Annotated in this window: 18 protein-coding genes, 1 tRNA gene and 1 pseudogene; 8 read left to right on the plus strand and 12 right to left on the minus strand. The window is 68.4% G+C overall.

The genetic code is table 11. The features are described from left to right. Positions 1–11 precede the first annotated feature (11 nt). The 3 genes from U3653_RS22060 to U3653_RS22070 all read right to left on the minus strand — a co-directional run bounded on the left by U3653_RS22060 (position 12) and on the right by U3653_RS22070 (position 2,871). Complete coding sequence (locus U3653_RS22060; protein ID WP_195081594.1) at positions 12–416, minus strand: NYN domain-containing protein; 405 nt, start codon at positions 414–416, stop codon at positions 12–14. Between the two features lie 4 nt (positions 417–420). Continuing rightward, positions 421–2,205: a S8 family peptidase gene (locus tag U3653_RS22065; RefSeq protein ID WP_323124307.1), complete on the minus strand. Its 1,785-nt coding sequence runs from the start codon at positions 2,203–2,205 to the stop codon at positions 421–423. A gap of 459 nt (positions 2,206–2,664) precedes the next feature. Further along, on the minus strand, positions 2,665–2,871 hold the full coding sequence (locus tag U3653_RS22070) for a hypothetical protein (RefSeq protein WP_195081593.1): 207 nt from the start codon (positions 2,869–2,871) through the stop codon (positions 2,665–2,667). Here U3653_RS22070 and U3653_RS22075 point away from each other — a divergent pair. Beyond that, complete coding sequence (locus U3653_RS22075; RefSeq protein WP_195081592.1) at positions 2,846–4,105, plus strand: KasA/KasB family beta-ketoacyl-ACP synthase; 1,260 nt, start codon at positions 2,846–2,848, stop codon at positions 4,103–4,105. The genes U3653_RS22070 and U3653_RS22075 overlap by 26 nt on opposite strands. Before the next feature lie 22 nt (positions 4,106–4,127). On the opposite strand, the gene U3653_RS22080 is transcribed toward U3653_RS22075, so the two are convergent. The 3 genes from U3653_RS22080 to U3653_RS22090 all read right to left on the minus strand — a co-directional run bounded on the left by U3653_RS22080 (position 4,128) and on the right by U3653_RS22090 (position 5,802). After that, on the minus strand, positions 4,128–4,529 hold the full coding sequence (locus U3653_RS22080) for an ArsR/SmtB family transcription factor (protein ID WP_195081591.1): 402 nt from the start codon (positions 4,527–4,529) through the stop codon (positions 4,128–4,130). Further along, entirely contained in the window at positions 4,529–5,185 is a 657-nt protein-coding gene (locus tag U3653_RS22085) for an SRPBCC family protein (RefSeq protein ID WP_195081590.1), read from the minus strand. Before U3653_RS22085 ends, U3653_RS22080 begins: the two co-directional genes overlap by 1 nt. Positions 5,186–5,262: 77 nt before the next feature. Further along, on the minus strand, positions 5,263–5,802 hold the full coding sequence (locus tag U3653_RS22090) for a TetR/AcrR family transcriptional regulator (RefSeq protein ID WP_323124306.1): 540 nt from the start codon (positions 5,800–5,802) through the stop codon (positions 5,263–5,265). A gap of 280 nt (positions 5,803–6,082) precedes the next feature. Between U3653_RS22090 and U3653_RS22095 the strand changes: the two genes are divergently transcribed. Together U3653_RS22095 and U3653_RS22100 are read left to right on the plus strand one after the other, a co-directional pair. Continuing rightward, complete coding sequence (locus tag U3653_RS22095; RefSeq protein ID WP_323124305.1) at positions 6,083–7,294, plus strand: lipase family protein; 1,212 nt, start codon at positions 6,083–6,085, stop codon at positions 7,292–7,294. Between the two features lie 552 nt (positions 7,295–7,846). Continuing rightward, entirely contained in the window at positions 7,847–9,085 is a 1,239-nt protein-coding gene (locus U3653_RS22100; RefSeq protein ID WP_195081587.1) for an alkane 1-monooxygenase, read from the plus strand. Positions 9,086–9,106: 21 nt separating this feature from the next. Here the strand turns inward: U3653_RS22100 and U3653_RS22105 are convergent, their stop codons facing one another. After that, the gene (locus tag U3653_RS22105) at positions 9,107–10,018 is read right to left on the minus strand and encodes a class I SAM-dependent methyltransferase (protein ID WP_195081586.1); all 912 of its coding nucleotides are present in this window, start codon (positions 10,016–10,018) and stop codon (positions 9,107–9,109) included. 246 nt (positions 10,019–10,264) lie between these two features. Between U3653_RS22105 and U3653_RS22110 the strand changes: the two are divergent. Beyond that, positions 10,265–10,864: pseudogene (locus U3653_RS22110) on the plus strand (amidohydrolase family protein); the annotation flags it as partial. A 50-nt stretch (positions 10,865–10,914) separates the two neighbouring features. On the opposite strand, the gene U3653_RS22115 reads toward U3653_RS22110, so the two are convergent. The 3 genes from U3653_RS22115 to U3653_RS22125 form a co-directional block, all read right to left on the minus strand. Further along, positions 10,915–11,739, minus strand: coding sequence for an MBL fold metallo-hydrolase (locus U3653_RS22115; RefSeq protein WP_195081585.1), 825 nt, complete (start codon positions 11,737–11,739; stop codon positions 10,915–10,917). Between the two features lie 158 nt (positions 11,740–11,897). Further along, positions 11,898–12,686: an oxidoreductase gene (locus U3653_RS22120; protein ID WP_195081584.1), complete on the minus strand. Its 789-nt coding sequence runs from the start codon at positions 12,684–12,686 to the stop codon at positions 11,898–11,900. Positions 12,687–12,759: 73 nt separating this feature from the next. After that, positions 12,760–13,335 carry a TetR/AcrR family transcriptional regulator gene (locus U3653_RS22125; protein WP_195081583.1) on the minus strand — a complete coding sequence of 192 codons (576 nt, stop codon included), beginning with the start codon at positions 13,333–13,335 and terminating at the stop codon, positions 12,760–12,762. Between the two features lie 313 nt (positions 13,336–13,648). On the opposite strand from U3653_RS22125, the gene U3653_RS22130 reads away from it, so the two are divergent. The 4 genes from U3653_RS22130 (at position 13,649) to U3653_RS22145 (ending at position 16,372) form a co-directional block, all read left to right on the plus strand. Then, positions 13,649–14,377: a GNAT family N-acetyltransferase gene (locus U3653_RS22130; RefSeq protein WP_195081582.1), complete on the plus strand. Its 729-nt coding sequence runs from the start codon at positions 13,649–13,651 to the stop codon at positions 14,375–14,377. 411 nt (positions 14,378–14,788) lie between these two features. Then, positions 14,789–15,409 (plus strand): TetR/AcrR family transcriptional regulator, encoded by a 621-nt coding sequence (locus U3653_RS22135; protein WP_323124304.1) that lies wholly within the window; start codon positions 14,789–14,791, stop codon positions 15,407–15,409. Continuing rightward, the gene (locus U3653_RS22140) at positions 15,406–16,209 is read left to right on the plus strand and encodes an SDR family oxidoreductase (RefSeq protein ID WP_195081581.1); all 804 of its coding nucleotides are present in this window, start codon (positions 15,406–15,408) and stop codon (positions 16,207–16,209) included. The genes U3653_RS22135 and U3653_RS22140 overlap by 4 nt, the downstream gene beginning before the upstream one ends. An 89-nt stretch (positions 16,210–16,298) precedes the next feature. Beyond that, positions 16,299–16,372: transfer RNA gene (locus tag U3653_RS22145), tRNA-Pro, on the plus strand. A gap of 42 nt (positions 16,373–16,414) precedes the next feature. Here the strand turns inward: U3653_RS22145 and U3653_RS22150 are convergent. Both U3653_RS22150 and U3653_RS22155 read right to left on the minus strand, forming a co-directional pair. Then, the gene (locus U3653_RS22150) at positions 16,415–17,620 is read right to left on the minus strand and encodes a tyrosine-type recombinase/integrase (protein WP_195081580.1); all 1,206 of its coding nucleotides are present in this window, start codon (positions 17,618–17,620) and stop codon (positions 16,415–16,417) included. Continuing rightward, a complete protein-coding gene (locus tag U3653_RS22155; RefSeq protein ID WP_195081579.1) occupies positions 17,620–17,835 on the minus strand; it encodes a helix-turn-helix domain-containing protein in 216 nt (71 codons plus the stop codon). Before U3653_RS22155 ends, U3653_RS22150 begins: the two co-directional genes overlap by 1 nt. Positions 17,836–17,847: the final 12 nt, after the last annotated feature.

Below are 17,847 nucleotides of genomic sequence, written 5' to 3' on the forward strand. Positions count from 1 at the left end.
GCGATATCGACTCACGAGTCGAGGCGGTCGAGCAGCCGGCGCGGACCGACCACCTGCGCACCGAAAGCCGCGACACGTTCCCGCAGTCCTCGGTCCGCCGTCACCACCGTGATCGGACGGCCGCCGTCCTGTGCGCGAGCCGCGGCCACCACATCGACGATGGCGTCGTCCCCCGAACCGTCCGCCCGCACCACCCGCAGGCCGCCCGCATCCGGATTCTCCGCATCGACCGCGGCCTTCGCCGCTCCCTCGAGCACCACGATCACCTCGGTGCGTTCGGCCAGCCGCTCCGCCAGCCCGGTCAGCCGTTCGAGCAAACGCCGAGCGGCGCCGGAGCGGTCGCGCCACCATCCGTCGGGTCGTGACCCGATGACGTTCGCGGCGTCCACCACGATCAGCTGGGCACCGTCCGTCATCGCCTCAGTCCCCTCCCCCGGCGAGCACCGCGCCGGCAGCGGACTCTGCCGCCGCAGGCCGCGCCGCCCGCACGGCGGCGAGAGCGTTGATCCTGCCGTACCCGTACTTGTCGCTGTGCCCGTCGGCCCCGTAGCCGCCGTCCTGCGGATCGATCCGGTCGCAGGCGTCTTTCAGCAGGTCCTTCACCTCGCTGCAGGTCAGGTCCGGATTCACCGACAGCATCAGTGCTACTGTCCCGGCCACGCCCGGGCAGGCGCTGGACGTGCCGCCGAAGTCGTTGGTGTAGTCGCCCGCCGCATCGCCCGACGCCGTCGTGCCGCGGTTGTAGCCGGCCGCGCCGTGCCGATCCACCGTCCAGATCCCAGGCGTCAGCGGGTCGGGATGCCCGAAGGGGCGGTGCCCGATGTCGCTGCTGGGGAACGCGCACCAGACCGCTTTCCCGAAATCGCTGTACACACTGCGCTTACCGGTGTCGTTGCAGGCCGCGACGGCGATGACCTCGGCGAAACTCGCGTAGCCGTCGTTGTCGACGGACTCGTTGCCGTTGCCCGCCGCGAACACCACCACGCAGCCCTTGCCGCCGCGGCCGCTGGCGACGGCGTGCTCGATCGCCAATCTGGTGCTCGCGGGCAGCGCCACGACCCGGTTGTGCACCGGATCGCCAGGCTGGAACCAGGCGCCGTCTGCCGGACCCCAACTGCACGAGATGACGTCCGCGCCGTGATCGGCTGCCCACACGAAAGCGTCCGCCTCGGCCTGCGAACCGAGCCCTGAGGCGAGCCGGATCGGCATCAGAGCGGCTTCCGGCGCCACTCCGGACGCCCCGGCGGTGCCGTTGGCGCACGCCACGCCCGCGCACGCGGTGCCGTGATTGTCACCGTTGTCGGGTCCGGTGCCGAAGGTGTCCTTCGGGCGCGGATCACCGGTCTTCGCCGTGACATCGCGCGGGGCGACGATCTTCGCCGCGCCGGCGAATTCGGGATGGTCGATGTCGACGCCGTCATCGATGATCGCGATCGTCACCCCGGCTCCGCGGGTGATGGCGTGGGCGGCTTCCACTGCGGCATGCGCGTCGATCGTGACACCGCCGATGGTGGTCTTCTTCAGATGCCACTGCTGGGGAAAGATGGTCTTCTTGGCGCTGCTGCGGATCAGTTCGGGATGGCAGTACTCGATGTCGTCGCGATTCAGCAGCGAGTTGGCGATGTCGAACACCTGCTGCCCGGTGCCCTCGGGCGCCGCCGTGAAATAGGCGTTGGTGGCGTAGGAAAGCCTCTGCTTCACAGTCAGATTCGCCGCGCCCAGCACGGCGAGGCAATGTTCGTGATCGACGCGGTCGACGAACTTCACGAAGATGTTCTCCGTATAGAGCACGGGCTCCCCGGTACCGGGATCCACCAGGACGTGTCCGGCGAACCGCACCTCCGGCGCGGCGTCGAGCACCGGCTTGCGCTGCTGCACCGACCTCGAACCCGCGGGCAGCCGGTAGACCTCCACCCCCGCCTCCGGGTAGGCCTGCACCAGTGTCGCGTCGTCGAGTTCGGCGCCCAGCGGCGTGCGCACCGACCCCGATTGCCGCCGGATCCCGCGTCCGCTGCGCGTGCGCACCACGATCAGATCGGGGCTCTGTGCCAGCTCGAAACCGGGATCGTCCTTCGTACCGAAATTCGCGGTAGGCATCGAGATCTCCTTCGCCATGGGGCCGGAGCACCAACTATGAACCAAAACTTCTGTGAAACACGGATTTACGGAGCAGCGCGCCCGTGTCGGCCGATCGACATCGGCCATGATCTTCGGCGCGTTCCTGTTCGGCGTCGTCTTCCCCTGGCGCCTGCGCGGCCGTCGGCAACGGCGCGCAACTGCTCAGCGGCATCTTCTGCCCGCGTTCTTCGTCACGTGGAACTCGGCGGACTCGACCGCGCCTGCATCGCCGAGTTCGCCGCGTTCATGCTCGCCGCACTCGCGGAAGGCTCAGCGGCAGTTTTGTGGCGGCTCGCTCGGGCGATCACCGACCGGACCGGGTCCGCGGCCCTGGCTGCGCTGATGAACACCCGAACCGGACAAGAGAGCCGCGCAGCGATTCAGCCGTTCGGGCCGAGGCCACCCACCCCGCCCCGCTCTCTCGCCCAGCGGTGGTCGGCCTTGCGACGCGATCGGAGCACCGGTCCACGGCGGCAGTGTTTCGTAGGACACATAGCCGGGCATCACCACAGTCTGCGCATGACATAGAGCCTTGGCCGGCCACCGTCACAACGACAACTCTGGAACCGACGTCGGCGCCGTCGGCGAGACCGCGCACACCTCGAGCCGGTAGTTGGGGTCGGATCCGAACACATCGATCGGTATCACCGCGTCCAGGACAACTTCATCGGGAATGGCCACGGTGATCCCGAAGCAGCCGAGCCGACAAACCGAAAGAAGGAGTTCGATGTCCGATTTGACGGACTTCTCCACCAGCAACGGAGGGTTCCGGGGTGTGGTCGTGACCGCTGTCGAGATGTCGACCGCGGTCGGCGCCGACACCGACGCGACATGGAAAGGACTGCTCGCCGGGGAGACCGGGATCGCCAAGGTCAAGGACCCCGAGTTCGAGCGTTTCCGGGTTCCGGTCGACATCGCCGGTCAGTTCGAACTCGATCCCACCGAGGAACTCGATCGCCTCCAGAAGCGGCGCATGTCCTACATCCAGCAGGTCGCCTACGTCATGGGTAACCGGATCTGGGACACCGCAGGCCGTCCTGAGGTCGATCCCGACCGGCTCGGCGTCTGCATCGGCACCGGCCTCGGCGGCGCCGACACGCTGATCGAGTCGAACGATCAACTACGGGAAGCGGGTTACCGCAAGGTGTCGCCCTTCGCGGTGCCGATGGTCATGCCGAACGGTCCCGCCGCGGTGGTCGGGTTGGAACTCGGCGCGCGTGCCAGCGTGGTCACGCCGGTCTCGGCGTGCGCGTCGGGATGCGAGGCGCTGGTGCACGCGTGGCGCTCGATCATCTTGGGCGAGGCCGACATGGTGGTGGCGGGCGGGGTGGAAGGCCGCATCAACCCGCTGGCGGTGGCCGGATTCGCGATGATGCGGGCATTGAGCACACGCATCGATGAGCCGGAGCGCGCGTCGCGTCCGTTCGACCGGGATCGCGACGGGTTCGTCTTCGGCGAAGCCGCCGCGCTGTTCGTACTCGAATCCGAAGACCACGCCCGAGCCCGCGGCGCGACACCACTGGCACGGCTGATGGGCGCGGGCCTGACCGCTGACGGTCATCACATGGTTCTGCCGCATCCGGATGGTGCGGGCAACATCCGGGCGATGCGCCGTGCGCTGGAAACGGCGGGCGTGAGCGGTAAGGACATCGACCACGTCAACGCCCACGCGACATCCACCTCGTTCGGCGACCTGGCCGAAGCAAGAGGGATCCGCGCGGCGGTGGGCGACCATCCCTCGGTCTACGCACCCAAATCCGCGCTGGGGCATTCCGTCGGCGCGGTCGGCGCGGTCGAAGCAGCTTTGACCGTGCTCAGCGTGCGCGACGGGGTGGTGCCGCCCACCCTCAACCTCGACAACCAGGATCCCGAGATCGACCTCGACATCGTCCACGGCAGCGCACGCACCCAGAACATCGAGTACGCGCTGAACAACTCCTACGGATTCGGCGGCCACAACGCAGCCGTCGTCTTCGGCCGCTGCTGAGCATCCCGGGTGCGCCCGCCACTCACGCGTGGCGTGCTCGCCTGCCGGAATCCGCGTCGCCGGTTCGGCCGGACCCGCGGCGCGCTCGTTGGCCTCGGGCGACCTCCGTCGCGAGGGCGTCGAGCGGTTGCGCGAACTGGTGCAGCGGGTCCGCCAACGCGGTCAGCCAGGCCCTCGCGGCATCGACACCTGCCGGATCGAGGGCATAGATCCGTCGCGTGCCCTCGGCGCGAACCCGCACCAGCCCGGCGTCTCGCAGCACCTTGAGGTGCTGGGAGACGCCGGGCTGCGAGATCGGCGTGCGCTGTTGTACGGCGGCGACCAGCGCGCCGGCCTGCTGCTCGTCGGCGGCCACCAGTTCGAGGATGAACCGGCGGACCGGGTCGCCGAGCGCCTCGAAGATCTTCGCCGGGGACGGATCCATCAGGCGGGAGAGCCGTCCTCGGGGGTGACCGTATAGAAGTCGATGGTCCGCTGCGCCGCCGCGTTCGCCTCGGCGGGGTCGTCGCCGTCACCGGCGGCTGCCTCCGCCCAGCCCAGAGCCGCCGTCCGGACGAACGTCAGCCCCTCCGGCGTGGTCGGGAAGGCGAGCCCCTCGGCCGTGTCCACCGCGTCTCCGCTGGACACGTGCAGCCCGAGACCCATCAGGGCCAGATCCCAACCGACGCCCACCGCCCCCGGACCGTACTGCGTCCAGAACTCGGGATCGACCGGCGCCTCGTGCCGCAACTCCAGCTCGGTGCCGTCCGCGGTGGGTGTGAGCAGCACTGTCACCCAGGAGATCTGCGGTCCCATCTCCCAGGTCACCGCGAACCGCTCCGGCGCGTCGCACTGTTCGACGACACCGTTGGCGTTGCCTTCCAGCTGATAGCGGCCGCCGACCCGCAGATCGCCGCTGATCGGCAGGAACCAGCGCGGAATCCGCTCGGCATCGGTGAGCGCGTGCCACAGGTCCGCGCGATCGGTCGGGTAGCCCCGGCGCGCGACGGCGATCCGGGTGGGCACCCCGTCGCGCGATCCGGTGCGGACTTCGCGAGTCACGAGACCGGCGATGGCGGCGGGATCGGTGAGCAGCACCATGACATCCTCCTTTATAAGTTTCAGGTTATATTAGCGCGCCGCGGCGGGACCGCAAGACCGACGCGCCGCCGCCCGGGTCAGGCGTCCGGGGACAACCCCGCGATAGCGCGCAGCGCGGAGATCATTCCCGTGACCGGGATGCCGGGATCGATCGACCGGAACAGGCCCAGCCCCACACCGAGGGCCAGCACGGCGACAGCGGCTTCGGCCTGTGGCATCGGGGTGTCCACATCGTCCGTGGCACGCAGGGCGGCTGCGACCATGCCCACGATGCCGTCGAGCCGCTTCGCCAACTCGGCACGCAGGTGCTCGTCGCGCCGCGCGTGCACGCCGAACTCCAATTCCAACTGCGTCCAGTTGGGCTCGCCGATCACCCGCTCGGCCCATTCCGTCATCCGTTTCAGCCGCTGCGCGGCCGTCGGCGCGGCGACGATCGCGGCGACCTCCGCGGCTCGCTCACCGCGAATTTCGTCGAGCACCGCCAGACACAAGTCGTCTTTGGTGCGGAAGTTCGAATACACCGCGCCTTTGGTGAAACCGGCGACTTTCGCGACCTTGTCCAAGGTCGTGGCCTGATAACCGTCCTCGAGAAAAAGCCGCTTGGCGGTCGCGATCAAAACGGCTCGGGTCCGCGCCTGGCTCTGCGCTCGCGTCGGCCGCGAACGCCCTGCCCCCGCCTGCGGCCGACACTCACCGCTATTCCCGGACAATCTCCACCCCTTACAGATACTCTCAGTATCCGATTCTAGATGCCAGGGGTATCCCAATCGCAGGAAGGATCGCATCGTGAGGAGCCGAATACTCAGACTGGCCACAGCTTTGACGGGAACCCTCCTCGTGGCCGGGGGTGGGGCGGTCGCAGCCCCACACGCATGGACGGAACCGGCTGCGGAAACCGTGGCCGACGACGCTTTCTACATTCCGCCCCCGGCACCGGCGGGGGCGCCGGGCTCCATCATCCGCACCGAAGGGTCGCGGCTGGCGATCTCGGTCCCCGGGCAGCCCGGGCAGATTCCCGCGACGTCGACGCGCATCATGTACACCAGCAGCGATACCCACGGTGCGCGCACGGCGGTGACCGGGACATATCTGGAACCGTCCCAGCCGTGGACCGGCCCCGGCCCCCGGCCGCTGGTCGCCTACGCGGTCGGCACGAAGGGGCAAGGCGATCAGTGCGCGCCGTCGAAACTGCTGGCGCAATTCATTCAATACCAGCCGCCATTCGACGTGATCGTCGAATACGACGTGCTGGCGCTGTACACACTGCTGGCCCGCGGCATGGCCGTGATGGTGACCGATTACCACGGTCTGGGCACACCGGATGTGCACGACTATCTCAACCGTAAATCCCAGGCCTACGCGCTGCTCGACTCCGCGCGCGCGGCGCTGCAATTGCCGGGCACCAGCCTCAATCCCGGCTCGCCCGTCATCCTGTACGGATACTCCCAGGGCGGTATGGCCTCCGCGGGCGCGGCCGAACTGCAGCCGAGCTACGCCCCCGATCTCAACGTGCGGGGCGCCTACGTCGGCGGGCCGGTCGTGGACGACGAATACTTCATCGCCTTCAACGACGGGCGGGCCGCACTCGGACCGGCCTTCGCGTGGATTCTCAACGGCATCGCCGCCAATTATCCCGAGACCCAGCCGGTGCTCGACGCCGAACTCAACGACACCGGCAAGGCGATCCTGCGCGAATCGCTGGACAAGTGCGCCGTGCCGCTCGGACTTGCCCAGCAATTCCCGAACACCTCGCAGTGGACCACCAGCGGGGAACCGCTCAACGTGGTGATCGATCGATCCCCGGTGTTGAAGGCGGCGTTCAACGACCAGCGGGTCGGCACGCTCACCCCCGCGGTGCCCGTCCTCATCGCCTCGAACCAGTTCGACGAGGGCGCGCCGTACGTGCCCGTCCACGAACTGGCCGCCGGATGGTGCGGCGGGGGCGCGCCGGTGATGCTGAACGCGAATGCCGAGCTGCCCAGCGTCATCACCGGGTTGCGGGTCACCCACGTACTGACGTTCTTCCCGTCACTGGGCGCCTCGCAGCAGTGGATGACCGACCGGCTCGCCGACCAGCCCGCACCGTCCAACTGCGGGGCGCTGCCCTGATTTGCGCGAGCACGATCGTTCGGATACCGTCGGTATCCGACTCGGAGGCCCGGCACAGCGCCTCACGCGGCGGTTCCGCTCGCAGTGCCGTGAACTCCATGCACGATGGTCGGCCGCGGCTGGGTTTCACGACCGAGCCGCGGCCGACCTGCCTGCCAGGGAAGGCCCGGCGGCCACGCGGCAGGCGAGTTCCGCCCCCACGATCTCCCGCCGCCTCGGCTCCTGACGCCGATTCGTGTTCGCGGGAGATGCGCTGCTCCACCGTTCCTGGTCTCGGTCGAATTCGGTACAGAAAGGTTCGAATGTCGGAGTTGGCTCACCCCCGCCGACCTGAGCCATTCAGGTGCGCACAGCGGTGATACTCCGACACCCGGCACGAACCACCCCGTCCCCGGCCCGCCTTCACTCGCGGCAGATTGCCCGCTCAGGCAACGGTTTCCGCGGTTCTACAACACCCAGCGAACTTCCAGTTATCCTGGATTGGCGCGCATGGTTCAGGTGTTGTCCGCAGTCGGAACTGTCAGTTGAGTGTCGTCCTCACGGATCGGCGAAATGACTATGACGATCTTCGAGCACACGCGAGCCCGCGACCCCAAGCGCTACCTCTGGATTCTGGGCCTGATCGCCCCCGGTTGCGCACTACTGCCCTCGACGCTGGTGGCGCACACCGGACTGGAAGTGTTCTGGTGGATCGGCCCCATCATCGTGCTGGTGGTCATCCCCCTGCTGGATTGGGTCATCGGCGACGACGGCAGCAATCCTCGCGAGGAAGATTACGAGGCGCTGTCCAACGATCGTTACTACCGGTGGTGCACCTTTCTGTTCCTGCCGATGCAATTCATCGGCCTGCTCATCGCCGGCTACCTGTGGGCCAGCCACGAGCTGAGCCTGGCCGACAAGCTCGGCCTCGCGGTCACCCTCGGGTTCGTCTCCGGCATCGGCATCAACGCCGCGCACGAGCTCGGCCACCGCGCCGAACATCTGGAACGGTGGCTGGCCAAGATCGCGCTCGCGCAGTCCGGATACGGGCACTTCTTCGTCGAGCACAATCGCGGCCACCACGTTCGCGTGGCCACGCCCGACGACCCGGCCAGCGCCCGGTTCGGCGAATCGTTGTGGCAATTCCTGCCGCGCACCATGCTGGGCGGATTCCGGTCGGCGCTGGCACTGGAACGCACGCGGCTGGCCCGCAACGGCAAACGCTGGTTCAGCCCGGGCAACCATCTGCTGCAGGCATGGGCGATGAGCGCGGCGCTGTTCGGCGGGTTGATCGTGGTCTTCGGACCCGTCATCACGCCGTACCTCGCCCTGCAAGCACTCATCGGCGCGGGCCTGCTGGAAACCGTCAACTACGTCGAGCACTACGGACTGCTGCGCGACCGCCGCCCCGACGGCCGTTACGCCCGCTGCTCACCCCGCGACAGCTGGAACAGCGACCGCCTGGTCACCAATATCTTCCTGTTCCACCTCCAGCGCCACAGCGATCACCACGCCAACCCGGGCCGTCGCTACCAGACCCTGCGCAGCTGCGAAGTGGCGCCCCAGCTGCCCGCGGGCTACGCGACCATGGTCGTGCTCGCGGCGATCCCCCCGCTGTGGCGCGCGGTCATGGACCCCCGCGTCCTGGCCCACTACAACGGCGACATGACGCTGATCAACCTCAAGCCGCGCAGGCGCAAGCTGGCGCTGCCCATCCGGCATCCGCGTGCGGACGTGCGATGGACAGCCGACTCCGGCATGAGCCCGCCGGCCGGCGACGACGACCTGTTCCCCACCGAGGCCAATCGTTGACCCGGCCGCCCGAGTACCCGTTCAGCGCGGCGGGGACGGGTACCGGGCGTCGGGCTTGAGACAGGTGAACTGCATGACGTCGGTATGCCCGCGGCGGAAGTAGTCGGCGGAACCGGTCAGATACCGGATGTAGGCGTTGTAGGTGTCGCGCCCGGCGATTTCGATCGCCCGATCCCGGTTCTCGTGGAGCGCGTCGGCCCAGCAGTCCAGCGTCGTGGTGTAGTGCGGCCCCAGCGCCTGGACGTCGGCGACGGTGAATCCGGCGTCCTCGGCGTATTCGGTGACCCCTTTGGGGTGGTGACCGGTCGGCAGCGGAAGCTCCCCGCCGGGGAAGATGGTCTCCCGCAGAAAGCGCAGGAACGCGAAATCCTCGCTGGTGATCGGGGTACCGTGCGCCCGCAGATGTTCGCGGCTGTGGCTGACCACGGTCTGCAACAGCAGCACCCCGTCGGAGGGCATGATCCGATAGGCGAACTCGAAGAACTCCCCGTAGCGGTCCACCGGCAGGTGCTCCAGCGCTCCGATGCACACGATCCGGTCGGCTCGCCGGTCGAAATCCTCCCACCCCTGCACCCGCACCCCGCCGTAGGGGCGGCCGCGGATCAATCGGTCGACGAGCATGTCGCGCACGTACCGGTACTGGTTGCGACTGCGGGTCAACCCGATCGTGTGCACTCCGTAGGTGTCCATGGCGCGCAGCATGGTGGAGCCCCAGCCGCAACCCACGTCCAGCAGGGCCATCCCCGGTTGCAGATCGCATTTGGCCAAGGCCAGATCGATCTTCGCCGTCTGGGCTTTCTCCAGGGTGTCGTCGGGATGGGTCCAGAAGGCGCAACTGTAGGTACGAGTCGGGTCGAGGAAGAGCCCGAAGAACTCGTCCGGCAACTCTTCCCGGGAGAGCACCTCGCGATAGAGGGGGGCGTGAACACTCATGATGGCGGATCTTTCGCACGAACCAGCAGTGCTGTTCAGCGGAAGCCGCCGGGCGGCTCCCGGCCGGACGCGACCACGATGCGGACGCCCCGACCACGCGCTGCCGGCGAAGACGACCACACCGTCGATGACATGGTCGACCCAGGCCGACACCTTCACGCTACCTCGCCCCCTCCGGCCGCACCCGGGAACCAGGCATCTCAGCGAGTCCGAAGACGGCCGCCGCTCCCCCGGTCGCCAGGCCGCGGCCGCGCACTTCCCGAGTGGAGCCCCGAAGCGGCGCGTGCGTCGATGACGCGAGCCGGGATCGCTTCGGCGGTGCTGTCGGTCTCCACGCCCGGCACCACTTTCCTATCCGATCCGGCACAAGCGGCCGAACTCGCGCGGGCGGTCAACGACTACAGCGCCGCGCTCGCGCACGCCGAACCCGGACGCTTCGGGTTCTTCGCCACCCTCCCCATGCCCGACACAGCTGCGGTCGCCGCCGAGGCCCGGCGATCCCTCGACGACCAGCACGCCGACGGCGTCGTGCTGCTCGCCAACGCACCGGGGAGCTATCTGGGCGAGCTAGGGCAGGACGAACTCTTCGACGTGCTGAACCAGCGATCAGCCGTCGCGTTCGTCCACCCGGCGGGCCTGCCCGCGCCCGCCGTCCCAGGTGTCGCGCCGTTCGCCGCGGATTTCCTGCTCGACACCACCCGGGCGGCGTACCTGCTCGTGCGCGACGGCATCCGGCGGCGGTATCCCGACATCCGCTTCGTTCTCGCCCACGCGGGCGGGTTCGTCCCCTACGCCGCGCACCGGATGGAGCCGGCCATCTTCGACGACACCGGCCGCAGCCCTGCAGGTCGGGCTCGCACCGCTGCCTGGGGTAGCAGCGCGCACGGCGCTCCGGGTCAACCGCGGAGTCGCTCGAACTCCGTGGCGCAATGCGCGGAGAAGACCGTGACCGCGTCGCCGTTGTCGCGGACGAGTTCACGCAGCCGTTGCTGGTTGTCGATCCGAGCCCGCCGCCGAGTGTCCACGTACCACTGGAAGATCAGCGTGCCCACCGGCATCGACGGCTTGGCAAGCATCTGCCCGTGATAGGTGTATGCGTCACCGGCGTGCAACAGCCAGCCGTCTCCGGTGTCGACCGCGACACCGACATGACCGCGGGTGTGTCCCGCCAGCGGAACCATGAGTATTTCCGGGGGCAGCCCCCGCAATTCGCGCACCGCCCGGAAACCGAACCAGCGTTCCGCGTCGCTGTCGGTCTCGTCGTACACCGCCCACTCTGGGCCGTGCTCGAATTGCACCGGCCGGTACCGCAACTTCTCGCGCCGGCCGAACGGCCCCGCGACGGCGTCCAACTCCGCTCGGTGCACATGCACGGTGGCCCACGGGAAATCGGCGAGGCCGCCGGCGTGATCGAGGTCGAGGTGCGTGACGACGATGTCCCGGACATCCTCGCGAGCGAAGCCGAGCGCCTCGATCTGCCGCGCGATCGGCCGGTCGAGCACCGGATCGGATTGCCGGATGAGTTGGCGCCCCACCCAGTCATCCGGCCGGACCAGTGCCTGCTCGCCGTACCCCGTATCGATCAGGGCCAGTCCGCCGGAGTGCTCGATCAACAAACAATGAGATGCCCCGGCGGCCTTACGCCGGAACCCCGGCCTGCCGTCGAACAAACGGCCTCCGAAAGGACGTGTTCCCCCGGCATCCAGATGATGGACACGCACCAGTCCGCTCCTATCCGCGCGTTCCGGCCAGCCAGGCTACACGCTGAGGCCTGCGGACGCGACAGACGCCGAGTGCGCTTGTGATGCGAAGTGCGCGAACGCATTCGACTCGATTCGCGGCGCGGCGGGAGCGGGAAGCACTCCCGCCGCTGGCGTCGTCAGGCGATCTTCAAGGTGCCACCGTCGATGACGTAATCCGCACCGACGATATTGGCGGCTTTCGGCGAGGCGAGGAAGGCGACGAGAGCGGCGACCTCCTCGGGTTCGCTGATCCGGCCGGAGGCGATACCGAATTGCTCGGGCACGGACGCGAGCAGTTCCTGCTGCGAAACCCCTTGTGCCGAAGCGAACTTGGCGCCGACGCCGTCCGGCCCGCGCCACAGCGGCGTGCCGACCACGCCGGGAGAGACGGTGTTGACCCGCACTCCGCGCGGCCCGAACTCCTCGCTGAGCCGCTTGGTGAGCGCGGTCAACGCGGCCTTGGCCTCGCTGTAGCCGACCGGGCCCGCGGCGGGAAGATGCTTGTTGATCGAAGAGATGGTGACGATCGAGCCGCGCCGCTGCAGCAGACTGGGCAGGGCCGCACGGGTGACCCAGATCGCGCTGAACAGATTCAGATCGAACAGCTCGCGCCACTGCTCGTCCTCGACGTCGAGGAAGCCGCCGAGCTCCAGGCGCGCGGCGTTCACCGCGCCGACATTGTTGATCAAGATATCGATGCCGCCCAGCTCGTCGAGCGCGGCGTCGATCAACCGGGTCGCCCCCTCGGCGGTGGCGAGGTCGGCCGAGACGGCCGCGACGCTGGCCTTTTCGAGTTCGGGAGTGATGGTGCGCGCGGCGCCGACCACACGGACGCCTTCAGCGGTCAGAGCCTCGGCCACCGCGAGCCCGATGCCGCGACCGGCACCGGTGACGACGGCGGTCTTGCCGGACAGTTCGAGATCCATACTGGAACCTTTCTTTCTTGAACTACAGGTCAATAATTGACGCAGCAAGCGGGGCGACGGCGGACATCGGAACTCAGAGGCCGGTCAGCGCGGTTTCGATGATGCGATGCAGCGTCGGCGCGTCGTAGGTCTTGGCCATCACCCGCAAGCCGACGATGGTGTTCATCAAGAATTCGGCCGCCGCCCTGGCATCGGTGCCTGCGCGCACGTCACCGTCGCGCCGTCCCTGATCGATCCGGGTCTCCAACGCCGCGATCACACGGTCCTGCATGGCGCGGACCGCGCCGGTGATCTCCGCGTCGTGTCCGCCCAGTTCCATAGCGGTGTTCACCGCCAGGCAGCCGCGCCGAACCGGCTGGGCGAGATCGGAATCGACCAGGCCGCCCAGGAAGGCGGCGACACACTCGCGGGTGGAGCCAGGGCGGGACAGGAGGTCGGCGGCCAGCTCGGCGCCCAGCTGGTCGTAGCGACGCAGAGCCAAGTCGAACAAAGCGCGTTTGCTGCCGAACGTGTGGTACAGACTGCCTTTTCCGATGCCGGTGGCCTCGGCCAACTGCGCGGGCGAGGTGTTGGCGTACCCGTGCGTCCAGAACGCCTCCATGGCGCGCTCCACCACCGTGTCCGGGTCGAAGTTGCGCGGCCTGCCCATGACCCGAACCGTAATCGTTCTAGACCTGGAGGTCAAGAAATCGAGCGATCCACGGTCGGCGCACTCGGCCCGGCGGTGCTGTTGTGCTTCGCGGCCTCGGCTTCGGCGACCGCGGCGGCGTTCGCGCGCTCCTTCCGCACCGGCGCCGAGCCGCGGCGGACCGGCGCGTCGAAGGTTCGATGACCCCGCCGCTCGGCCCGGCCGCCCCATCACGACGGTCGACGCATCCGAATCGCGTTGAGCGCAACCATGTCCCGCGATCGTGTGCCTCGCTAACGTTCTCTCGTCGGACGCTGTTGTGGAGGAGTGCGCGGTGACCACTGAGTCGATCGTCGACGTCGAGCTGCACCCGCTCGACGACCCGGTGCGGGCGTCGCTGCGTGGCGAGCACCGCAGGTTCGCCGGCTGGGTAGGCCGGATCGGCCGCTACGACCCGCAGGTCGCCAGGTTCGTCGGCCACCCGCCGGTGCTGGACGAACGAGACTGGGCCGATCTGGCCACCCTCCTCGGTCCGGGCGGCAGCACCTCGTTGCGCGGCCACGGCCACGTGCCGCCCGACGGCTGGACGGTCCTGCGCGAAATGGACTCGGTGCAGATGGACGGCACCGCGCTGCGCGTCGCCCACGACCCGGAACTGGACGTGCTCACCGCGGCCGACGTACCGGAGATCCTCGAGCTGATCGCTCGCACCCAACCAGGCCCATACGCGCCGCGGACCATCGAAATGGGCACCTATCTGGGGCTTCGAATCGACGGCAAACTGGTGGCGATGGCCGGAGAGCGGCTGCACCCGCCGGGCTGGACCGAGATCAGCGCCGTGTGCACCGACGCCGGATTCCGTGGCCGCGGCTTCGCCACGCGGCTGGTCCGCGCGGTCGGCGCGCGCATCCGCGCTCGCGGTGAGACACCCTTCCTGCACGCTGCCGCGGCGAACACGTCGGCGATCCGTTTGTACGAGACGCTGGGCTTCACGTTGCGCAAACGTTCGAAGTCGACGGTCGTGCAGGCGCCTGCGCCGTCGCCCCGGGGCGGCATCCTTTGACGCGAGACGTCGACTGACGGACATTTCACTAGCAGGCGCTTCGTCATCCGGGCGAAACGCTCGGCAGCGAGTCGTACGCAGATCGCAGCTGTCGCAGGTTGTTCGCGGTGCGGACGCGACGCCAAGGCAATCGTTCGCGGCGCCGGTCCGCACACTCGCCCTGCCCAGTCGCTCGCCATGGCCAGAGCGGCGCTCGACCAACTGCTGCTGGACGCCCTACCGGAGATCCGGCTGGTGGTACCGCCGACGAACCGAACTGCCTTCCGTGCACCGGCGGCGTCTGCGCCCGGCTTTCGTTTCACGCCGACGGCGGGTGTGTTACCGCACCGCACATGCACCCCCGCCGCCGACGTATCATCCGTACATCTAAAACAATTAGCCATATGTAAAATAACTGCATAGTCTGGGCGCGTGGCGACCCACCGCACCCCCGATCCCGCGCACCGTGTCCGCGACGCCGAACGCACCAAACGCTGCCTGCTCGAGGCCGCCATGGAGGAGTTCGCCGCCAAGGGCTACGCCGGTGCTCGGGTGAGCGACATCGCCCAGCGAGCCGGTGTCAACAAGCAGCTGATCACCTACTACTTCGGCGGCAAGGAAGGCCTTTACCGGGCGCTTCAGGCGAATTGGCTGGAGCGCGAGGCCGGTCTGAGCGATCCGGAGCTGCCGTTGGCGGAGGTGGTCACGAACTATCTGCGCGACGGGTTGCGCGACCCGCGCGGCATCCGCCTGCTCATGTGGCGGGGATTGTCCGACGCCGCCCCCACCGGCACGCACCCGATCTCGGGGACCGACATCGCCGTGACCAGGCGCCGTCAAGAACGCGGCGAGGTCGCCGCCGACCTCGACCCGGCCGCGTTCCAGCTCGCGGTGATGGGGATGGTCATCGCCCCGCTGCTGCTACCGGTCCAGGTGCGCGACCTGTTCGGGGTGGAGGCTCGGTCCGCCGAGTTCGAGCAGCGCTACGGCGAGCAATTGCGCCGCATTCTCGCCCATCTCACCGATTCCCGTTCCGAAGGAGAAACCTCATGACCTACCTCGTCACCGGCGTGCGCGGCATCGTCGGCCGCACCGTCCTCGATCAATTGCGCGCGGCCGGAAAACCGGTGCGGGCGGCCAGCTCCCGCCCCGCCGAGACCACAGTGCCCGACGATGTCGAACTCGTCGGACTCGACCTGACCGACCGGGAGTCGGTCACCGCCGCCCTCACGGGTGTGGACAAGGTCTTCTGCTACGCCGCCGCCGATGGCATCGGCAACTTCATCGACGCCGCCGAGGCCGCAGGGGTCGCCCACGTCGTGCTGCTGTCCTCCATCGCGGCGGACAACGACAAGAACCCCATCGGCGCAAGGCATCTCGCGGTGGAGAATCCGCTGCGCGCATCCGGCCTGCCGCTGACCGTCCTGCGGCCGGGCGCGTTCGCCGCCAACGCCCGCACCTGGTTTCCCTCCATCAAAGCCGAGCGCGTCGTCCGCGTCCCCTTCCCCGACCTGCAGCTGACCCCCATCCACGAAGCCGACATCGCCGACGCGGCCATCGCCGCACTCGACGACCCATCCCACGCGGGCAAGACCTACCCCCTCACCGGCCCCGAATCCCTGTCCCACCACCAACAGGTCGCTGCCATCGCCGCCGCCCTCGGCGAGCCGGTCGAGCTGATCGAACTGAGTTACGAGGAAGCCGCCGAGGTCTACTACCGCCCGGTCCTCGACATGTGGGCGAAGGCAGGCTCGGAACCGAGCCCGGTCGGCCCCACTTCCGAACCGATCACCGGCACCCCCGCCCGCACCTTCGCCCAATGGGCGGTAGACCACGTGGACGACTACCGCTGACCCACCCCTCCAACCCCGTGTGACCAGGCGATTAGCACCCCTCCAGCCTCGTGCGGTAATCTCTTCGAGCGCCCGCACAGCGGACGCAACGGGCTGTGGCGCAGTTTGGTAGCGCACTTGACTGGGGGTCAAGTGGTCGCAGGTTCAAATCCTGTCAGCCCGACAGACGAGAAAGCCCCTCTGACCAGCGTCGGAGGGGCTTTACTCATTCGCCGACCACGCGGAGTTGGGGACCACGTGGGGACCGTAGATGCTGCGAGAGCAGATTGCCGTCATCCTGCAAGGACTTGATGTCCGGGTGTAGGTAGCGCTCGGTGATCCGGGGATCGCGGTGTCCGGCGATCTTCTGCAGCCGATGCACCGGCACGCCCGCGTCGGCGAACCACGTCAGGCCGGTGTGCCGGAGCCCGTGCCGCCGCAGATGCTCGTAGCCCAGGGCGGCGACCACGTCGTCCCAGTGCGTCGCCCGCCGCAGGACACCGGTCGAGATTCGCCCGCCCCGGGGACCGACGAACAACCGTGCCTCCGGCTTGTCCCCTATCGCGGCGATCCGACGCGACACGAGCGGGCGAAGTTCCGCGATGATCGGGATCTTGCGTGCCCGTTTGCCTTTCGTGCCCTTGTCCTGCATCCCGCCCGGGCCGGGAGTGGTTTGCCGTCGCAGCGTCCATACCCAGTCGTCCACGTCGATGTCGGTGACCCGGCAGCCGGAGACCTCTCCGATGCGCGTGGCGGTGCACGCCGCGAAGATCACCACCTCACCCCAACCGCGGTAGTTGTCTGCCGACGCGGCAACCAGGGCATCCGCCAGGGCAGTGAGCGTCTGCCAATCGGGCAATGCGAGTGCGCGCGGGTCTTCCAGCTCGTCCTCGACTTGCGCGAACTGTCGTTGCCAGCCGGTCACCTGTACCGGATTTCGGTCGATCAGCTCGTCACGCACTGCCTGATCCATCACGCGGCCCCACACCGCCAGGGTGTTCTTCACCGTCGATTTGCTGCACCCGTCCGCGATCCAGGCGCCCACCGCACGATCGGCCACACCAGCCGTGATCATGGTGACGGGCAGATGCCCGACCGTGGGCAGCACCCGCCGGCGCCAGCCCGCCAGATACGGGTCGCGGGTCTTCGGCTCGATGCCACGCAACGCCAGCTCCAGGCTGACCTTCCCGTAGTCAGCCAGCGTCGCCGTGGCCATCTTCGGATCGACACCCCGAGCCGCAGCCTGCCGAATACGCTCGATCCACTCGTCGGCTTCCTCCCGGGTCTCGAACGCTTCCGACACCGAGGGGCGTTTCTTCGTCGCGGGATCGACCCAGCGGACCCGGGCACGGTACGGCTTGGCACGTTGCCGAACTTCCACGTCCGCCCGCAACTCGACACCGAGCGGGAGAATATGCACTTGTTCGGCCATCACGCCGCCGTCGGGTCTACACGCTTGGCCCGCATGTACGCCTCCACGTCGGTGCGGCTGTAGCGGACCACCCGATCGGAGACCTGTACGAACGGCGGCCCTTGCGGCGGGCGAGCAGTCCGCCACCGTCGAAGGCTCGACGCATCCACGTGCAGCATCTGCGCGACCTCCTCAGTCGTGTACCACGTGGTCCCCAGTAGCTGATTCAGCTCCATCGCAGTCTCCTC

Source organism: Nocardia implantans (assembly GCF_035544775.1).
In the GTDB taxonomy this organism is placed as follows: domain Bacteria; phylum Actinomycetota; class Actinomycetes; order Mycobacteriales; family Mycobacteriaceae; genus Nocardia; species Nocardia implantans.